The organism is Dyadobacter sp. CY356 (assembly GCF_021440195.1).
GTDB lineage: Bacteria > Bacteroidota > Bacteroidia > Cytophagales > Spirosomataceae > Dyadobacter.
In genome coordinates this window covers 447,676-465,305 of the sequence record NZ_JAJTSZ010000002.1, presented here as the reverse complement: position 1 = coordinate 465,305, position 17,630 = coordinate 447,676, and the positions used below count along the sequence as shown (strand labels likewise).

The window sequence follows — 17,630 nt, the reverse complement described above, 5'->3', positions numbered from 1 at the left end:
AATAAGGCTTTCCACGTAGAAAGCCTTATCTTATTTAATCCGGAAATCTGCGGTATCTTATTCTTCCTGAGAATAAATAAGCGCCGTATATGGTGGAATCTGCAATGAAACATATTGTTGCATTCCGTCGAATTCACCCTGCATGGTCTCAACGTCAAAAACACCAAGGTTTGAAAAATCGGGATCGTAATCGCCTTTGTCGCTGTTAAAACGAAGTTTCCATGAACCTTCCCTTGGGAAACCAACTTTGTAATCGTCAAACGTTTCCGTTGAAAAATTAAGAACGACAACAACGCTGTCCTTTGGTCCGCCATTTTTATAACGGTGCATCACAATCACTTTCTTATCATTATCTGAACGCAGGATTTGAACATCCTGGCCTTGCAAACCTTCCGTTACTCCAAACCAGTTTCTGCGCAAGTGGATCAAGTCCCTGTGCAGACTGGCAAATCCTGCAAACTTTTCAAGCCTTGTCCAGTCTATCGGATCGCTGTCAGAAAACCATTTGTCTTCCAACAGTGGCTGACCCTGGAAAATCATTGGAATCCCCGGCGAAGTCATTACAAGTGCAACGCCAAGTGCTGCGCGTTTTTTTGAATACCAGTTGTTAACGTTACCATCAAAAGCTATTTCTGCTGCAACCCGGGCTTGTCCGTTCGCAACTTCATCGTGAGATTCTGTATAGATAATACGCTGGAATGAATCGGTATTATACTTGCTTGTGATGGACCTGACCACCGCTGGAATGTCTCTGTCCTGGTCGTTAGCCGTGATGATAGCATCGCGAACTGAATGCACAAATTCTGCATCCCACTGTGAACCATAACCCATACCGCCATTTTCCACAGTATTCGTCACAAAGTCAAGCGAGTGCATATCTTCCGCAATCGTGATCTTGTTTGGAAATTGTTCATTAATATCTTTATTGATCCATTGCATCAATGAGATCCCTTCCTGGATATCATTTCCAGGGTTACCGTCTGCCTTCACATTTCTGATATAGACAACCATATCCATTCTGAGCCCGTCAATTTTATAATCACGAAGCCACATTAAGGCGTTGTCGTGAATATATTGTCTTACTTCACCACGACCAAAATCAGGTCGGGTTCCACCCCATGGAGTTTCTGATTTCCAGTCATTATAAAAATAAATACCGCCGGTGCCATTTTCTGACCAGCCATCAAATTGCCAAAGATCAAGATCAGATGGTCCGAAGTGATTATAAACAACATCCAGAATTACAGCAATCCCACGTTCGTGAGCAGCTTTTACGAAGGCTTTTAAACCCTCTGGTCCGCCGTAGTCCGATTCTATGGCAAAAGGATTGGATGGATTATAACCCCAAGAACGATCGCCCGGAAATTCAGAACTTGGCATAACCTCAATTGCATTTATACCGAGTCCCTGAAGATAATCCAGTCTCTCAATGGCAGTATAAAAATTGCCGACGTGATTTTCTTCTGTAACGTTAAAAGTACCAATGTGAAGTTCATATATAACCACTTCATTCCAGCTTGGCATCTGAAAATCGGAATCCTGCCAGTCGAAAGAAGAATGGCTGTAAACGATACCATTTCCGGCTGAATTTGTAACTTTTAACGCATAAGGGTCATTTCGCATCAAAACACCATTTGGTGTCTTGATAGCAAATTTATATTCATCCCCTTCTTTTGAACTTTCAACTAATAGACTCCAGTTTCCGTTTTCCTCGGACTGCATTATATGTGATTCCTCATTCCAGTCATTGAAGGTGCCAACTACTGCTACGCTTTCAGCATGTGGCGCCCAAACTCTGTAATGAACGCCTTCGGGGTGACAAATAGCACCCATGCCTTCGAAATGTTGTAATGTTGCGGTGTCTTCCGTATTTATATTTTCCATAAAGGAGTTGGGATTATGTTTTATTGTTTTTATAAGGAAAGCAAATTTTGTGCCAACACTATACGAAGAGAAGAATTCGCCTCCAAAGAGAAGAATTTGAATCATATTTTTTTAATTTGCAGGCTCACAACACACTCTATTTTTTTATGTCTGAAAACCCCGAAAGTGAAAAGCTTTGTACGCTTGCTTTGGTCAATACGCCCGGAATCGGCTCTGTTACCATTCGCCAACTCATAAGTTACTGCGGGAGCGCAGAAAAAGTATTCAGCTCCGACTATAAAAAGCTAATCAAAATTCCGGGAATAGGAGAGAAAGTTGCGCGGTCGATCCTGAAAAAGGATGGGCTGGCGGAAGCGGAAAAGGAGTGGCAAAATTGTATTAAAAGTGGAGCGCAACTTCACTTCTTCTCAGACAGCACTTATCCAAACCGCCTTAAATCACTTTATGATGCACCGGTAGTATTGTATTCCAAAGGCAACTTTGATTATAACAGTTTCAGGACCGTTGGTATTGTCGGAACCAGACAGGTAACCGAATATGGAAAAAGTGTTACTGAAAATATCATAAAAGACCTCATTCCCTATAATCCGCTTGTAATAAGCGGGCTTGCTTATGGAGTGGATATTACAGCGCATAGGGCAAGTTTGAAAAACGATCTGGCCACGATCGGTGTCATGGCCAGTGGTTTGAACCTAATTTATCCGGCTGTGCATCAAAAAACAGCTTCTGAGATGATGGAAAATGGCGGATTGGTTACAGAAAATGCATTGGCAACCAAACCAGATTTTATGCGCTTCCCGGCTAGAAACCGGATCATTGCCGGATTGAGCGATGTCACCATTGTTGTGGAATCAGCAAAAAAAGGTGGAAGTTTAATTACGGTAGATTTCGCTCAAAACTATCACCGGGAAGTCTTTGCAGTACCAGGAAATATTTCCAATCCCCAATCGGAAGGTTGCAATCAGTTGATCAGGGATAACAAAGCGTGCATTTTTGTATCAATTCAGGACATGGCCGATTCAATTGGATGGAATTTGCAGAACAAAGTGGCCACTTTGGATGTTGCAGGTAAAGAGGAGAAGAATGAATCGACATTTATCTTTGACGGATTCACGCAGGATGAAGGCCAGATTCTGTCTCTTTTGAAAAGACAGGGATATATGCAGGTGGATGAATTGTCGTGGCAAAGTGGTTTGCATTTAAACAAATTGGCAACCTTATTACTTAATCTTGAATTTCAGGGAATGGTGAGGTCGCTGCCAGGTAAAAAATATGGTTTAATTTAACGCATGATTAAAAGCACAATACAATTAATAAAGCAGGGTGAGGGGTTGACGGTCGAGTTTAAAAGAACGATTGACAATCCATTTAAAATTGCAAAAACGCTGGCGTCGTTTGCCAATACGTCCGGCGGAGTTTTGCTGATTGGTGTGGCGGATAACCGGGAGGTTTTGGGAATAACCTCAGAACTTGGTGAGCTGGAAAAATTGGAAAGGGCATGTACCGAATTAGTAGATAAAGCATTATCGATCAGATTTAAATCTGAAAAACTGGATAACCGGATTTTACTTCGGGTGGAAATAGATGAGAGTCAGGAAAGACCGCATTACGCCATCAATGAAAAAGGTCAGCGGATGATTTATGTTCGGGTTAAAGATAAGAGCGTTCCAACTTTGCGGTTGTTTATAGAAGGTCAAAGTGATTTTGATACAAAAACGTTGCTCGAATCCCGACATGTTCGATCACTTATTCAGTATTTGAAAGAATATGATTCGGTCACTGCGAAGGTATTTTCGCGTATCATTAACATTTCAGAGAAAAGAGCGGAACGTCTGTTAAATGATCTTGCAGAGAAACAGGTATTATTAAAATTACAAAAAGGCAAACCAGAAATTTTCAGCCTCAAATGGGTCGAGTGATTTGTGATAAAAATAGAAGAACCGGCCTGGACCATTATGATCCGGGCCGGTTCTTTTAAAAAACGATATTTTATTCGATACCTACAAGTTCTAATTCAAAAATCAGATCCTGACCAGCCAAAGGATGGTTGGCATCAAGAATTACAAATTCCTCAGTAACTTCCTTCACGATTACTGGTATCACCTGTCCGTTGCCGTCCTGATGCATATTTAATGTTATACCAACTTCCAAAGGTATGTCAGCAGGTATCTGGCTGCGTTCGAAGTTCACAATCATGTCCTCGTTGATCGGGCCGTACGCCTCCAAATTTGGAATATGAATCGTTTTTTTATCTCCAACTGCCATGCCGGTAACACCGTCATCAAAGCCTTTGATTACCTGTCCGCTTCCCAGTTGAAAAGACAACGGCTCACGACCTGCTGAGGAATCAAACAGTTGGCCATCCGGAAGAGTGCCTGTGTAGTGTACCTGGACAGTATCACCTGCTTGTGCTTGTTTCATTATGATAGAATCTATTAGTAAAAAAATAATTGTTAGATACCGGCCAGAACCTACGGCCGGATTTTAATACGCTCTTGCAAAAACAACTCTTCTGCTGGAAGGTTTGCCGGAATAAATGCATACGCCTTCTTCTTCTACAGAATCCAAAGGAACACAACGTATCGTTGCTTTAGTTTCCTCTTTAATTTTTTCCTCTGTTTCAGACGTCCCGTCCCAGTGCGCTAAAATGAAGCCACCTTTGGTATCCAGTATTTCGTTAAACGCTTCAAAGGTATCAACCTTAACCGTGTTTTCTTCACGGAAAGCAAACGCTTTATTATAAATTGAAACCTGAATATTATCCAGCAAAGTGGCAATAAAGTCAGCTATTCCGTCGAGCGAAACTGTTTCTTTCGTTTTAGTATCACGACGAGCTACTTCTACTGTATTGTTTTCCAGATCACGGGCTCCCATGGCCAGACGAACAGGAACTCCTTTGAGCTCATATTCAGCAAATTTGTAACCCGGTTTATAAGCATCATTATTGTCAAACTTAACGCTTATTCCTTTTTTACGTAGTTCTTTTATTATAGGTGCAACTTTGTCAGAAATTAAAGTCAGCTGTTCTTCATTTTTGTAAATCGGAACAATGACAACCTGAATAGGAGCCAGCTTTGGAGGCAACACCAAACCTGCGTCATCCGAATGAGCCATAATGAGTGCACCCATCAGACGTGTACTAACGCCCCATGAAGTTCCCCAGACATATTCCAGCTTTCCTTCCTTATCCTGAAATTTCACGTCAAAGGCAGTAGCGAAATTCTGTCCCAGAAAATGTGACGTTCCAGCCTGCAAAGCTTTACCATCCTGCATCAAAGCTTCGATGCAATAAGTATCCACAGCGCCCGCAAATCTTTCGTTTGCTGTTTTCACTCCTTTTACAACCGGTAATGCCATCCATTCTTCTGCAAACTGGGCATAGATTTCGAGCATCTGCTTCGTTTCCGCTACTGCTTCCGCAGAGGTTGAATGGGCTGTGTGGCCTTCCTGCCACAGAAATTCAGTAGTTCTTAAAAATAATCGGGTACGCATTTCCCAACGCACCACATTTGCCCACTGATTGATCAGCAAAGGAAGGTCGCGATATGACTGAATCCAGTTTTTGTAAGTGCTCCATATAACAGTTTCCGAGGTTGGCCGAACGATCAGTTCTTCTTCCAGTTTTGCTTCCGGATCCACAATCACACCATTGCCATTGGGGTCAGCTTTTAATCTATAATGCGTCACTACTGCACATTCTTTTGCAAAACCTTCAACGTGTGAAGCTTCCTTGCTCAGATATGATTTTGGGATAAATAAAGGGAAATAAGCATTCTGATGGCCTGTTTCTTTAAACATATCATCCAATGCGCGCTGCATTTTTTCCCAGATAGAATAGCCATAAGGTTTGATCACCATACAGCCTCTCACAGCAGAAGTTTCCGCCAAATCGGCTCTTTTTACCAGTTCATTGTACCATTCGGAGTAATTTTCACTGCGGGTTGGTAAGGCTTTACTCATTCTAAGAAAATATTATATAATGGAAAGGAGTATGACGTGCTGTCACTTCGCTTTTTAATGAAGTTGCAAAGATAGTTTTTTATGTTAACTTTGGAATTAATGTCATACTAATGATGTTTTATTATAGTCTGGTACGAAAATTTAAAAAGTATAGTAGACAAAATTATAAACAACTAGAGCCATGGGGAGCATGAATAATTTAAAATATCTTTCCCTGATGTTGCTGTTGGGAGCTGGAGGATGTACCAGTAGTCAATATGCATCGAAATCGGGAGGTGGATATGATGACCTTTACGGAGGAAATCTAAATACAGGAGTTGTTACAAAAAACAGTCGTTCCGAACAGAATATGTCACGTTCAAGCAATCCGGATTATGTGGATACGCAAGCCGATGACGTAGCTTCGAACGGCGATTATTATGATGATTCATACATATCAGCCAGGGGCATTCAACGCAATGTTTCAAGCGATGTAGGGTATAACGCCGGTTTCACGGATGGATACAACCAGGCCACACGTTTTTCTAATCCTTATAATACTGGATATGGAATGAACAACGGTTTTGGATCATATTATCCAGGTAATTTCATGAGCGGAATGGGAATGGGAGGACTTGGTTTAAGCATTGGATTCGGAAGTATGTTCGGTATTAGTCCATTCTCAGGTTTTGGTATGGGTTATTCTGGATATGGCTTTTCACCATATGGTTATGGAAGCGGTATGTATGGATACAGCCCTTACGGATACAGTCCATATGGTTATGATCCATATTACGGAAGTATGTATGGTGGTTACGGAGGATATGGTTATGGCGGATACGGAGGCTATTACAGTCCATGGGCATACAGCAGTCCAGTGATTGTTGTTAATAGTTTAAATGACAGAAGAGCGTTCTCACGTACTTATGGAGCCCGGGAATCTGGTGGAAGTCCACGAAGCAGTGAGCGTTATAATTCCAGCTTTGTAAATACACCAAGATCAGCTGATAATTCTTCTGGTCGTAATTTGAGATCATCCGGTAATTCGTCCTCGGGAGATACATATTACGCTTCTCCAAGAGCAAACAGCCGTGGTGGTTCTGGCAATACAAGAACAGCTGTTGACGGCACAGCCGGAAACTCTAATGCAAGAAGCAGCAGCGGATATTCAAGATCGGGAAATACAGCAAGTGATGGAAATACTTATTACTCACGTCCAAGAACTTCTTCGGGAAGCAATTACACTTCGGACGGTAATTTGAATTCTTATACACCTCGTTCATCTTCGGGAACAAGAAGCTCAGATTCTTATAACTTGCAAAGAAGTCAGTCTAATTATTCTGCTCCTGCACGTAGTACACAAAGTTATCAGGCTCCAACCAGAAGTTATGATAATTACAGTGCACCGTCAAGAAGCAACAGCAATAATTACAGTGCTCCTGCAAGAACTTACAGTGCCCCAAGTTACAGTGCTCCTAGCGGAGGCGGTGGCGGCGGAGGTTCACGTGGCGGCGGTGGCGGATCAAGAGGTCCACGCTGATAAACTGGAATGATTTTTATAGCTTAATTTATAAATTGACCCTGCAAAATGTCATAATTTTGCAGGGTCTTCGTTTAGTAACCAGTATATTCAATTATCAAAAACTTTACACCAGCCATGACAAAATCAGTAAGATGGATTGGACTTTTATGCAGTTTAACGCTATCCATTCCAACATTTGCACAATATGCTTCTGATGCCTTTCGATACTCAGAGATCAACCAGACGGGAACTGCCCGCTTTCAGGGATTGGGAGGGAATCATGCAGCGCTTGGAGGAGATGCAAGTTCGATCAGTGGAAACCCGGCAGGATTAGGATTTTATACAAGATCTGAATTTAGCATCAGTCCGTCTTTATCCAATTACAATACAAAATCTGATTATATCGGAACTACAAGAACCGATGGAAAATCTAATTTCAATCTTTCCAATGCATCTCTCGTCATAACAAATAAGCCAGGTTATCAGAGAAGATGGAAAAGCTCTTCTTTGGGCATATCATATTCCCGTCAGCAATCCTTTCAAAACAGATTTAGTTATTCCGGTTTAAACAACAGGAGTGCTTACGTGAATAAAGTACTTGAAAACGTAAACAGTACTAATCCAACGATCACTGCGCTGGGCAATGATTATGATGCCGATGCAAACCTGGCATATTCAGAAGCTGCGGCCTATTATCAATTATTTTTGATCAATCCTACAACCGCGACCGGTGGACCTTACAATCGTTATGATGCAAATAGTCCAACGCAGCAACTTGGAGAATTTGATTCGAAGGGTGCTCAGACGCAATGGAATTTTACCTACGCCGGTAATTATAACGACAAGTTATATGTCGGAGGATCTATCGGTTTTAACAGAGTTAAGTATGATTACATTCATACGCTGACCGAAAGATATACGACCGGAACTATTTTCAGAGGAGCCGTACAGAGCGAAGATTTGACCGTATCCGGCAATGGAATTAACGCAACCTTTGGTGTTATATACAAGCTCAACCCTATATTCCAATTGGGAGGATCGCTGACATCTCCAACGTTTACAAAAATCAGAGAAACTTTTAATCAAAGCACAAGTGCAGATTATATCGTAGGTTCAATTAGGAATGATCAGGGCGTGGATGTAGGTCCAAGCCTGCTAACTATTCCACAGGCTCCAAATGATTTTGAATATTCGATAACAAGCCCGTTCCGTGGCTCGGTAGGAGCTACTGTTTTTATCAATCAGAGTGGTTTTATAACGGGTTCATTGGAATACGTCGGTTACGGTGGAATGGGAGTAAGAACGAAGTATTTATCTGATGCGGACAACAAAGCATTCAAGGATGACTATAAGCAGGAGATTCAGGATACTTACAAAGCAGGAATTAACGCACGCCTGGGAGGTGAGTACCGGTCAGGAATATTCAGAGGAAGATTAGGACTTGCTTATTTATCTGATCCTTACAAGATTCAATCTGATGGTATCAACAGAGACAAATTGTTATTGTCGGCAGGTGTTGGGGTGCGTCATGACCGGTTCTTTGCTGACATTTCAGGAACCTACAACACGTTTAAATCAGTTTATACGCCTTATGTACTGAATAATTCTCAGGATTACGCATCTGCAAAGATCAATAACAACACAACCAATGTAGTGTTGACAGTAGGTACATTTTTCTAATAAAATTAATTTATAACAAAAGGGCGAAGATTAGTAAGATTTTCGCTCTTTTGTTATAATAATGGCTTAACAATTGCTGCAAGTTTTGAAGCGTCTGTGTCGCCGCTTAAAGTAAAATCCGCCCTGGAATAATAGGGAAATCTTTGCTGATATTTTTTTTCAAGCTCCAATTCAAGTGACGTTGCACCTGATAACAGGGGACGATCATCCTTTCCATGATTTTGAATGCGTTTTGCCAGTTCAACGTGATGAACATCCAGGAAAACACTGATTCCAGACTTTTTAATAAAATCCATATTGTCGAAAAAACATGGTGCGCCGCCGCCGGTAGCTATGACGACTTTTCTGTTTTCGATCGTATTTTTCAATATACAGCTTTCTATTTCTCTGAAATAATCTTCTCCTTTTTGGGCGAATATTTCGGGAATAGTCATTTTCTGATCTTTTTCAATCAGCTTGTCCATGTCAACAAAACGATAGTCGAGAAGACGGGCCAGTTTTTTTCCCAAAGTAGACTTTCCAGATGATGGGAGTCCGATTAGAAAGATATTTTTCATGTATACTTATGGAAAGAGCAACGATAAGTTAAAGGATAAAAGAGTAGAGTAAATCCGGAATATTAAAAGTTTCAGTGCTATTTCGCCAGATCTTCCAAAACTTCCTCTTCCGTCGGCGTATCGTTATAATGCCATTTACCTTTTACAATTCCGTCTTTCAAAAGCCACAATCCCGGATTCGAACGTGAAATTGTTTTCAGTACAGTTGCATCAACATAATAGAAGGGCATTGCCAGTTGGTGTGCAGTAAGAAATTCAGTGATTTCAGCACTACTCGCTGAGGTCAGAACAATCGGTTCAACGCCTTTTTTCTTGATACCACTTACCAGTTTCTGTATATCAGGAAATGCCGCTGTGTTGATATCAGTTAAGTTTTTAATAATTAAAAATAGCTTTTTGCCTTTGAAGGTTTGTTCTGTAAAATCACCTTCATCATTCCACACCCTGTAATCTGTGATTTTCGGTTTGGCATCTTCATTCAAAACGATCATATCCTTGAATACCAAAGTGGTGTCTGTCGGATACTGTTCAAATTCCTGATCTTTTCCCCCTTTGGTAAAAATGTATTTATACCTGAGCGGCTCCGATGGCTTCATTTGCGCGGGAATGCTTGCACCGACGCGGTAGGCAAGCAAGTCAAAAATCGGCAAATGTCTGATCGAATATACCGCTATACCCAGAGAGGCCATCGTAGAAAGAGCCACAATAAAACCCGTCGGCTGAGATTTGAAAATCTTTCTTTTGTAAAGGATAATAAGAATTAATACCAAAAGGAAAATATCTTTCCCAAACGAGGTCCACGGAGTAAGTTTAATTGCCGCACCAAAACATCCGCAATCGGTAACTTTATTAAAATAGGCAGAATAAAACGTCAGAAACGTAAAGAAAACGATGATAATTAACAGCAGCCAGGAAATTGTTTTTGGCTTATAACTTACCAAAAGCGCTATTCCTAAAACAACTTCTGCCGCACAAAGAAATACGGAAAAATAAAGTGCAAAAGGAATCAGTGCCTCAAAAAAATGTTGAAAATGGGAAAAGTCGGTGGCGAAAACCTCAAAATATTCTTCAAGCTTATATTGCGTCCCAACCGGGTCATTCAATTTTATCAAACCTGAAAAAATAAACAATAACCCTACTATGATCTTGGAAATATGGGCAAGAATTTTCATTTTAAGTACTTGTTAGGCAGCCGTAATTCTTAATTTTGATTAATTTGTATGCAGTGAATTTGACTTGATCAGACAAAAAACGGAGTAGTTTATCATATCCTGATATCCCGATTTAACACCTTCGGATACCAATGTAAATCCTTCATTATCTTCAATTTGTTTGATGCGAAGCAGTTTCATCAAAATAATATCGGTCATAGAGCTTACCCGCATATCTCTCCAGGCCTCGCCGTAATCATGATTTTTATTAAACAGCAATTCTTTCACAGCTTCAACCTGATCGTTGTATAACGCGGTCAGCACGTCAGCACCTATATCACTTTTATTATTACCAAGCTCAATCTGGATCAAAGCCATAACACAGTAGTTGATAATGCCGATAAACTCGTCTGAAATGTCATCATTAACTTTCTGGATACCTTTCTCCTGAATGGTCCGGATTCTTTGTGCCTTGATAAAAATCTGGTCTGTTATAGAAGGAATGCGCAGGATGCGCCATGAAGTTCCGTAATCTTTATTTTTCTTTGTAAAAAGATCTTGGCAATACTGAATGATTTCCTGATATTCCGCTTCGGTCGATTTCACGCGTACTTAATATGTTTGGCTTAATGAACTGTCAAAAATGTTTAACAACTGAAAACGATCTTTTAAGAATACTTTTGTAATTCAAAATTTGTTCTTGAAAAAATGAAGCGCGTTATGATGCTCTGGCATCATTTAAATCACGCCTCGTAATCTCCAATGTCAGCTATTTTATGACGCAAGTTAGTAAAAAAACGATCAAAATTAAGGGGCACTTGCTGGATCTTTCGGTGCCGCATGTCATGGGTATTTTAAATATTACTCCCGATTCATTCTATTCGGACAGTCGAATGGCTTCTCTGGATGAAGTAATGGAACGTGCAGAAAGTATGCAGAACGATGGGGCCAGTTTTATCGATGTCGGTGGATATTCTACACGGCCCGGTGCTAAGGAAATAAGTGTGCATGAAGAAGCAGAAAGGGTTTTGCCGGTTATCGAGGCGCTTAATAAGAATTTCCCTGATCTTATAATTTCTATTGATACCTTTCGTTCAGAAGTGGCAAGGCAGTCAGTTTTAAGCGGTGCACATATTATTAATGATGTTGCCGGTGGAACACTGGATGATAAAATGTTTGACATTGTTGCAGAACTTGGCGTACCATACATACTAATGCATATGCGGGGAACGCCGCAAACCATGAGTTCGCTTACCAGTTATGATTTTCTGATACCGGATATTTTAAAGGAACTGGGAGAGAAGGTCATAAAATTGCGTCAGTTAGGAGTTTCTGATATCATCATAGATCCCGGATTTGGTTTTGCAAAGACGACTGCACAAAATTTTGAACTGATGAAAAATCTTTCAGAATTTCATGAACTGGGCTGTCCTCTTTTGGTGGGAATTTCGAGAAAAGGTATGATTTACAACACATTGAATATTTCGGCAAGCGAAGCCTTAACTGGCACAACCGTTTTAAATACCACTGCGCTTCAACAGGGAACATCCATTATACGGGTTCATGATGTTAAACCTGCCGTTGAAGCCGTAAAACTATGGGTAGCCACTAGTGGAGTGAAGGAAAAAATAGTAATTTAGTCGCTAAATAATATTGGGGTTCTTATGCGTGTTGGTTTTTTGAATGTAAACTGGACTGATATTCTGGATGTTTTTCTGGTATCGATACTTCTTTATCAGATTTATTTTCTCGTCCGGGGCAGTATAGCGAGCAGGGTATTTTTGGGATATTTGTTTGTCTATGTATTTTACCTGGTCGTTAAGGGCTTGGGTTTGGGTCTGCTTACTGCCATTTTACAATATTTCATGGGCGTAGGAGCGGTGGCCCTTATTGTTATTTTCCAACAGGAAATACGCCGGTTTTTACTGATCATAGGAAAATCTACGATTTACACCAATAATGAGTTTCTTAAAAAAATACTGGGAAGTACGGTTCTTGATCTGAAAAACAAGAATCTTAAAGAAATCGTAGATGCCAGCAAAACCATTGCTTCTAATTTTAATGGTGCGCTTATCGTTTTAAACAAAAGGGATGATCTTGGTAAATTTATCGAAACCGGCGAATTACTGGATGCGCGCGTTTCCAAACCACTGATTGTTTCTCTTTTTAATCAATATAGTGAATTACATGACGGAGCCGTTGTTATCGTTGACGGCCGGCTGAAAGCTGCGCGTTGCGTATTGCCCGTAGCTGATGGGGTGGATGTGCCATCATCATTAGGGTTTCGTCACAGAGCAGCCATGGGGATGAGTGAAGCGACTGATGCTGTGGTGATTGTGATCTCAGAACAGACCGGAAAAATATCACTTGCCGTAGAAGGGGAGTTGCTGGGGAATATTCCTTTGGCCGAGCTTGAAAATCGTTTGGCAGAGTATTTATCTTCAGATGTACAGCGTCTTGTCAAGTAAACCTTACATATATCCATAAATATCCACGAGATTATTTGCGTTTTTAATATCATATACCTATTTTTGCAGACCGATTCCAAGAATTGAAAAATATCAATATTATAAAATGGCAAATCATAAATCAGCATTAAAAAGAATTCGTGCCAACGAAACGAAGCGTTTGCGTAACCGCTACCAACACAAAACTACTCGTTCTTATATCAAGAAATTGAGAGAAACGACTGATAAAACTGTTGCAGTAGATGTTTTCAAAACAGTTGCTTCTATGTTGGATCGTCTTGCAAAGAAAAACATTATCCATAAGAAAAAAGCGTCTAACCAAAAATCAAAATTAGCTAAGTTAGTTAATTCATTGGCGGTAGCAGCGTAAGCAGCTTTTACTATGATTTTTGCCCTGATAGTTTTACTATCGGGGCTTTCTGTTTTGGACCTGTTGTATTATGTATTTTAGAATTATTTGAATTAATCTGTCATATGGCGACGATTACCAATAATTCATGCAAAACGGTCTTTCAAGCAAGAGTAAATTTTGTACATTAAATGTTTTTTATCATATATTGCAATCTTATAAAAAACATTTAAAGCCTGTTTTTAGTTAATCTGACGTTTATATTACGGTTAGCCGAATTCCGGTTATTTAAAAAATTCAATTATTTAAACCATTCTTTTTCTATGAAAAAAGTCGTATTATTTGCCGGTTTTGTAGCCTTGGGGATTTTTCCTGCTGCTGCTCAATCGCCTGTTAATTTTAACGCGCGTGGCCTTGTGGTTGTTTCTGATGCGGATATGTCGGCCTCGGCGCTTGTTGATGGGAAGCTATTAAGAGACAACACAGCAAAAGACGTTTTAACATCAATTAAATTTCCGGTAGAGAGAGGAAGCAAATCCGTAGGTACTGCCCTGGTATCAAATTCGTTGCTTGGATCGGCAAAAACAATTGCAGTTCCGGCGACAGGAGGATTGGCCTATGTGCTTGAAAACCGCCTGCGCCCGGACGATGGCGTGGCAGAGTATAAGGATGCTGCCGCTGAATTTCCGGGCGGCGAAAAATTGTACGTAGTTGATATCGCAAATCTTGCGGCACCAAAAGCAAAATTTGGTTTTGCAGTAGGAAAATATCCTACATCCATTGATATCAATAAAAATGAGTTGATCATTTCAACCATGCAGTCGGGCAAGGAATTGGTTTTTATTGAATCTGCTCCGGATGGAAAACCTGCAAGATTTCTGAATTTGCCATTTGGTCAGGATTCAACAAATAAAATTATTGATATCTCATGGCATCCATCGGGTGACTTCATAGCTTTTACTTTGAAAAGTCATGAAGTTGGTTTGTATAAAGTGCTTCGGGAAGCAGGAAAATTGAAAAATGTTGAATTGGTAGGTAAGCCGGTTAAAGTAGGAACAGAAGCGACACTGGGCAAATTCTCACCAGATGGAAAACATTATTTCGTTCTGGATTCAAAAGCTCCTGCTGGTAAAGGAACGGGTGAAGGAGAATTGTTCGTGGTTGATTTTTCTATGGATGGTTCAACAGAACATAAAATTGCCGGTAAAGCACCGGTTGGTGTGAACACGGCTTCTTTTGCAATTAGCCCGGACGGATCTTCGATCGTATCTGTAAGTTCTGGTAAAAGCGGTTTACCATGGTCGGAAGCTGGTTCTGCTACGGGAAGTTCTCTTTCTCTTTTCAAATTGGCAAATGGTGCGCTAACAAAAGTGGTTGATTACCCCTTTGAAGGAATTTATCCGGCAAGTGTTGCTTTTGACAAAGACGGATCTAACCTTGCCGTTTCAGTTTATGAATATCAGGAATATGGTAACGGAACGGGTGGCGTAGAATTCTGGACGGTAACGAAAGGTGATGCTCCGGCGTTGAAAAAACAGGTTGCTAAAATCAGTGTTGGAAAAGGAGCTCATACGCTACGTGTGATTCCTTGATTTTATCCATATAGATTGAAACAGACGAGGCCGGTTTTTAATCGGCCTCGTCTGTTTGTTATGTTAAGAAACCTTTGTAACCTTTTGGTTTCTGTTGAAAAGAGGCTTAAAAATCCCTCTGAATTTTGTATTTTTGCACTTTCATAAATAAAAATCAGTTTTAAGATGATTACGGTTCAGAACGTATCCTTGCGGTACGGCAAAAGGGTGTTGTTTGATGAAGTAAATATAAAGTTTGTACCTGGAAACTGTTATGGTATTATTGGGGCGAATGGAGCAGGTAAATCAACATTTTTAAAAATTCTTTCTGGCGAAATCGAAGCTCAGACAGGTTTGGTAAGCATGAATCCTGGTGAACGGATGACTTTCCTAAAACAGGATCAGTTTGAATTTGATGCTTATACAGCGATGGAGACGGTGATTTTGGGACATGAGCGTCTGTATAAAATCATGAAAGAGCGTGAAGCTATCTATGAAAAAGAAGACTTCACAGATGCTGATGGTGAAAAGGCAGCAGATCTTGAAGCTGAATTTGCAGATTTGAATGGCTGGGAAGCTGAGACAGAAGCGGCTCAATTGTTGAGTGGTTTAGGTATCGGCGAAGATTCCCATAATATCCTGATGGGAGATTTGAACGTAAACTTAAAAGTTCGCGTACTACTTGCCCAGGCACTTTTCGGGAATCCGGATGTTCTTTTATTAGATGAGCCAACCAACAACCTTGACGTTGAAATGGTTTTATGGCTCGAAAATTTCCTTGCAGATTTCAAAAATACGGTAATTGTTGTATCGCACGACAGGCACTTTCTGGATGAGGTTTGTACGCATATTGTTGATATTGATTTTAGTAAAGTACAAATGTTCTCAGGTAATTATTCATTCTGGTACGAATCGAGCCAACTGGCTATGAAACAACGCCAGGATCAGAATAAAAAATCAGAAGACAAGCGTAAAGAACTTGAAGAATTTATCCGCCGTTTCAGTGCAAATGCATCGAAATCCAAACAGGCAACTTCCCGTCAGAAGTTACTGGAAAAACTGACGATTGATGACATCAAACCATCGTCACGTAAATATCCATACATCGCTTTCAAATCTGAACGTGAAGTAGGGGATCAGATCCTGAATGTTGAGGGATTATCGAAAAAGACGGAGGACGGTATTACATTGTTTAACAATATGAGTTTCAATGTAAACAAAGGTGATAAAATTGCTTTTGTTAGTCGTAATACTTTGTCCATCAGTGCTTTATTTGATATTCTAAATAATGAAGCCAAAGCTGATAAGGGCACATTCAACTGGGGTGTTACTATTACCAAGTCATATTTCACAAAAGATCCGACATCTTTCTTTGATGTAGATTTGAATCTGGTTGACTGGCTTCGTCAGTATTCTGAGGAGAAGGATGAAAGTTTTATCCGTGGATTTTTAGGTCGTATGCTTTTCTCCGGAGAAGAATCACTTAAAAAGGCGAAGGTACTTTCAGGAGGTGAAAAAGTTCGTTGTATGTTATCACGCACGATGCTTTCAGGTTCAAATGCGTTGATCATGGACGATCCGACCAACCACCTTGACCTTGAATCGATCACTGCCTTGAACAATGGCCTGATTGATTTCTCAGGCTGTTTGTTGTTCTATTCTCATGATCACCAGTTTGTACACACAATCGCAAACCGCATCATTGAAATCGGGCCAAAAGGAATACTTGATAAGTTAATGCCTTATGATGACTTCCTGAAAGACGAAACTGTAAAAGCACAGCGCAACGCCTTATATTGATAGAATACAATTCACATAAGAAAAAGGTCATCAGCGAAAACTGATGACCTTTTTCATTTACCCCTATAAATTCCACTTTCTAGGCAAATCCGTATTGTTTTAATACATCTTCCGGCGGCCCGGCCCATATATTTGGTGTGTTTCCTGCGTAACCAATGTCATCCACACCAATTCTGGTCGTATAAAAACCTGAGGCTGTTAAATTACGCATAAGATTGAAAAAAGCAACACCCTGGCTGAAAACAGGCTTTGCTTTTTCGGGATATGCAATATCATCCACAATCTGAATTTGCTGGGCTTTTGTGCAAAGCGTAAAAATTTTCTTAAAACGCTTGTTTGCTTCCAGGTCAATCCATGCCAGTCCACCGCGCATGGGCGTCTGGTGCTGCGGCATATCTTTTACGATAAATTCAATGAATGCTGGCACACCCGCATCAGATGCACTGCCTGATTTTGCATCGGCAGGGATTATAATATCAGCCAATACTTTTATCGTAGCCAATTCCGGTGCCGTGAAAAATTTCTCTTTCATCAATTGTGCATCACGGATGGCTTCCTCCTTCTGGCGACCTCCCGGTATTTTGAGTGGTACTTCCGGAGGTAATGCTGCTTCAACTTCTCTCGCTTCTGCCAATGCTTCCTGAGGATTCAGTGCGGCAAAGCCAAGTGAACTAAGCGTTAAGGCTTTCAATGATTCTCTGCGTTTCAT

At 40.5% G+C, this 17,630-nt stretch carries 16 protein-coding genes; 9 read left to right on the top strand and 7 right to left on the bottom strand.

Annotated features, from left to right (window positions below; translation table 11 throughout):
* Window positions 1–57: 57 nt before the first annotated feature.
* Window positions 58–1,884, bottom strand: coding sequence for an alpha-amylase family glycosyl hydrolase (locus LXL81_RS08205; protein WP_234646243.1), 1,827 nt, complete (start codon window positions 1,882–1,884; stop codon window positions 58–60).
* Between the two features lie 146 nt (window positions 1,885–2,030).
* Here LXL81_RS08205 and dprA point away from each other — a divergent pair, with 146 nt between their 5' ends.
* Window positions 2,031–3,170, top strand: coding sequence for a DNA-processing protein DprA (gene dprA, locus LXL81_RS08200; protein WP_234646242.1), 1,140 nt, complete (start codon window positions 2,031–2,033; stop codon window positions 3,168–3,170).
* A 3-nt stretch (window positions 3,171–3,173) separates the two neighbouring features.
* A complete protein-coding gene (locus tag LXL81_RS08195) occupies window positions 3,174–3,803 on the top strand; it encodes a helix-turn-helix domain-containing protein (protein ID WP_234646241.1) in 630 nt (209 codons plus the stop codon).
* 70 nt (window positions 3,804–3,873) lie between these two features.
* Here LXL81_RS08195 and LXL81_RS08190 read toward each other — a convergent pair whose 3' ends face one another.
* Window positions 3,874–4,305 (bottom strand): peptidylprolyl isomerase, encoded by a 432-nt coding sequence (locus LXL81_RS08190; protein ID WP_234646240.1) that lies wholly within the window; start codon window positions 4,303–4,305, stop codon window positions 3,874–3,876.
* 63 nt (window positions 4,306–4,368) lie between these two features.
* On the bottom strand, window positions 4,369–5,844 hold the full coding sequence (proS, locus tag LXL81_RS08185; RefSeq protein WP_234646239.1) for a proline--tRNA ligase: 1,476 nt from the start codon (window positions 5,842–5,844) through the stop codon (window positions 4,369–4,371).
* A gap of 190 nt (window positions 5,845–6,034) precedes the next feature.
* Between proS and LXL81_RS08180 the strand changes: the two genes are divergently transcribed.
* On the top strand, window positions 6,035–7,363 hold the full coding sequence (locus LXL81_RS08180; RefSeq protein ID WP_234646238.1) for a hypothetical protein: 1,329 nt from the start codon (window positions 6,035–6,037) through the stop codon (window positions 7,361–7,363).
* Between the two features lie 117 nt (window positions 7,364–7,480).
* Window positions 7,481–9,025, top strand: coding sequence for a hypothetical protein (locus LXL81_RS08175; protein WP_234646237.1), 1,545 nt, complete (start codon window positions 7,481–7,483; stop codon window positions 9,023–9,025).
* A 53-nt stretch (window positions 9,026–9,078) separates the two neighbouring features.
* Here the strand turns inward: LXL81_RS08175 and LXL81_RS08170 are convergent, their stop codons facing one another.
* From LXL81_RS08170 to LXL81_RS08160, 3 genes are all read right to left on the bottom strand, one after another.
* Window positions 9,079–9,582: a shikimate kinase gene (locus tag LXL81_RS08170; protein ID WP_234646236.1), complete on the bottom strand. Its 504-nt coding sequence runs from the start codon at window positions 9,580–9,582 to the stop codon at window positions 9,079–9,081.
* Between the two features lie 77 nt (window positions 9,583–9,659).
* Window positions 9,660–10,754, bottom strand: a complete 1,095-nt coding sequence (locus LXL81_RS08165; protein ID WP_234646235.1) for a BT_3928 family protein — start codon at window positions 10,752–10,754, stop codon at window positions 9,660–9,662.
* A gap of 39 nt (window positions 10,755–10,793) precedes the next feature.
* Window positions 10,794–11,339, bottom strand: coding sequence for a DUF1599 domain-containing protein (locus tag LXL81_RS08160; protein WP_234646234.1), 546 nt, complete (start codon window positions 11,337–11,339; stop codon window positions 10,794–10,796).
* A gap of 170 nt (window positions 11,340–11,509) precedes the next feature.
* Here LXL81_RS08160 and folP point away from each other — a divergent pair, with 170 nt between their 5' ends.
* The 5 genes from folP (at window position 11,510) to LXL81_RS08135 (ending at window position 16,921) form a co-directional block, all read left to right on the top strand.
* Window positions 11,510–12,373 (top strand): dihydropteroate synthase, encoded by an 864-nt coding sequence (folP, locus tag LXL81_RS08155; protein WP_234646233.1) that lies wholly within the window; start codon window positions 11,510–11,512, stop codon window positions 12,371–12,373.
* 24 nt (window positions 12,374–12,397) lie between these two features.
* On the top strand, window positions 12,398–13,201 hold the full coding sequence (gene cdaA, locus LXL81_RS08150; protein ID WP_234646232.1) for a diadenylate cyclase CdaA: 804 nt from the start codon (window positions 12,398–12,400) through the stop codon (window positions 13,199–13,201).
* Between the two features lie 106 nt (window positions 13,202–13,307).
* On the top strand, window positions 13,308–13,571 hold the full coding sequence (gene rpsT / locus LXL81_RS08145) for a 30S ribosomal protein S20 (RefSeq protein WP_234646231.1): 264 nt from the start codon (window positions 13,308–13,310) through the stop codon (window positions 13,569–13,571).
* 302 nt (window positions 13,572–13,873) lie between these two features.
* A complete protein-coding gene (locus LXL81_RS08140) occupies window positions 13,874–15,142 on the top strand; it encodes a WD40 repeat domain-containing protein (RefSeq protein ID WP_234646230.1) in 1,269 nt (422 codons plus the stop codon).
* A 165-nt stretch (window positions 15,143–15,307) separates the two neighbouring features.
* Window positions 15,308–16,921 carry an ABC-F family ATP-binding cassette domain-containing protein gene (locus LXL81_RS08135; RefSeq protein WP_234646229.1) on the top strand — a complete coding sequence of 538 codons (1,614 nt, stop codon included), beginning with the start codon at window positions 15,308–15,310 and terminating at the stop codon, window positions 16,919–16,921.
* Window positions 16,922–17,000: 79 nt separating this feature from the next.
* Here the strand turns inward: LXL81_RS08135 and LXL81_RS08130 are convergent, their stop codons facing one another.
* A complete protein-coding gene (locus tag LXL81_RS08130; RefSeq protein WP_234646228.1) occupies window positions 17,001–17,630 on the bottom strand; it encodes a gluconate 2-dehydrogenase subunit 3 family protein in 630 nt (209 codons plus the stop codon).